Genomic DNA, 1,965 nt, shown 5'->3' with positions numbered 1-1,965 from the left:
ACTCTGATGCATACGCCTATCATCATCGACGGTCGTAACTTCCTTGACGAGACCGCTCTAGAACAGGCAGGTTTCCGCTACGTGGGCATTGGTCGAGCATAGTGCTCTGTTGGACCGTTTTGAGAGTTTTTCAACTCTCAAAACGGTCCGAAATCGGTTTTGTCGCTTTGAGGTACCTTTCAAAGCGATCTTGAGAGACTTTAAATTGGGTTCTATTGGGGCAGTTGCGTCGTACTGCCCCAATTTCGTTGCAACCTGTAAGGATGAAGTATCCAACGATAAGGGAGCTACATGAATCTTGTCTGGAAGCGATTGCTGCTTAGCACGCTACCCGCCATGTTACTGCTGCTGATCAGTAGCTGTAATTCGTCGAATTCAGCTTCACTTGCAAACAATCCTGCTGCTGTGAATGACCCTGCCATTTCTTCGACAGCGAGTGCAGTGGCTCGATCGCCACTCTGGTCTAGTCAGTTTGCAGCCAATTGGCAGACTGCTTGGGGCATCCGACAGAAAGGGTCTTGGGGATTTCAGAATATGAGCGTTGTGCCCGACGCCAGCGGTCAGTTCAATCGAGTGCTGCGGGTGCGCTATCCCGCAAACTCTTCTAGCCCTAATGCTGCTCGCACAGACGGTACTCCCCTGGGCGGCGTGCAGTTTTATGCCGATCTGGAACTGCCTGCTCAAGATGCCCTTAAGCTGAGCTATTCAGTTCGGTTCTCACCCGACTTCGACTTTGTGAAAGGCGGCAAGCTCCCCGGACTGTTTGGCGGCAGCGTCAACAGCGGCGGCAACATTCCTGACGGCACCAATGGGTTTTCGACGCGCTTTATGTGGCGGCGGCAAGGCGAGGGGGAAATCTATGCGTACCTACCCAGCAGCCAAGAGAATGGAACCTCGATCGGTCGAGGTGCGTGGCGGTTTAAGCCCGGAACGTGGCACCGACTGGAGCAAGAAGTAACGCTGAACCAACCGGGAAAGGCGAATGGGCAGGTGCGCGTCTGGCTAGATGGTCAAGAAGTGCTAGTTCGCTCAGGGCTGAGCTTCCGCACCAGCTCAGCCCTGAAAATCGACGGCATCTTCTTCTCAACCTTTTTTGGTGGTAGCAATGCGTCTTGGGCAACGCCTAAAGACGTCCACATTGACTTTGCAAACTTCTCGGTTTCGTCTGTGGAGACGCAATCGTAACCATTACGACTCCGCAGGCAATACGCTCAGTCCCCCTGTATGCGTGTTGACTGCGTTTTTCAGCACGATCTGGTTTGGTGTTCCCTCGATCGTCACATACTCCACTCTGACATCCTGCGTTTGCTTCAGAACCAGTGGATAGCGGCTCCCCTTCTGGAAATTGATGTTTTTAACTGAGGAGCGCACGACATTTTCTAAAACAATTCCGTCTACAGGCGGTTGGATAGCACCTTGGGCAACCGGAGACAGCGTAAAGCCGCTGAGTTGAACACTTTCTAGGCGGGCAGTTGTCGCCTGAGTCGAAACGGGCTGTGCTACCTGCTTGGGTCGAACTTGCAGCACCGACTCGTCGATCGTGTGGTCAACGTGAACCTGCAAAACGGTCCGCCCTGCCCCACGTCCTTGAAGCCGTAGATTGCTGCGGCTGACAGTTACAGGATGAAACAGATCGATCTCTCCGATCGGCAGCGTAATCTGTGTGGGCTGTTTGACAGGCAGTCGATCAATCAGGGCTTGCAGCGCGACGGCATCATCTTTTCCATCGTTGGGAGTGATGCCGTGGTCGATCGCCTCGATCCGCGTATACGCCTGCTGTGCGGCTCTTTGCTGACTCACCCAAAACTCCGTTGCATCGTCGATCGGATTCAGCACTCCTGACAGCCACAGCAAGAACAGCACAAAGCTCATCGCCTGCGATGCCAGCAGAAATCGTGCCGTTGCCAACTTCGCCGCCCGTTTCTTGCGCGACCCTTCGACTGACAGGCTTTGATTACCGCGATT

At 53.9% G+C, this 1,965-nt stretch carries 1 protein-coding gene and 1 pseudogene; one reads left to right on the top strand and one right to left on the bottom strand.

Features of this window, described 5'->3' with window-relative positions:
- Positions 1 to 291 precede the first annotated feature (291 nt).
- A complete protein-coding gene (locus tag H6F43_RS10030) occupies positions 292 to 1,185 on the top strand; it encodes a polysaccharide lyase (protein WP_190342641.1) in 894 nt (297 codons plus the stop codon).
- A gap of 3 nt (positions 1,186 to 1,188) precedes the next feature.
- Here the strand turns inward: H6F43_RS10030 and H6F43_RS10025 are convergent.
- Positions 1,189 to 1,965, bottom strand: a pseudogene (locus H6F43_RS10025) (hypothetical protein); the annotation flags it as partial.

It is taken from the genome of Leptolyngbya sp. FACHB-36, from assembly GCF_014695955.1.
Taxonomy (GTDB): domain Bacteria; phylum Cyanobacteriota; class Cyanobacteriia; order Leptolyngbyales; family Leptolyngbyaceae; genus FACHB-36.
This window is presented reverse-complemented; position numbering and strand designations above follow the sequence as displayed.

Bases quoted from the DNA above. Each gene is read 5' to 3' on its own strand.
- H6F43_RS10030 (WP_190342641.1), top strand. From the start codon at position 292: ATGAATCTTGTCTGGAAGCGATTGCTGCTTAGCACGCTACCCGCCATG.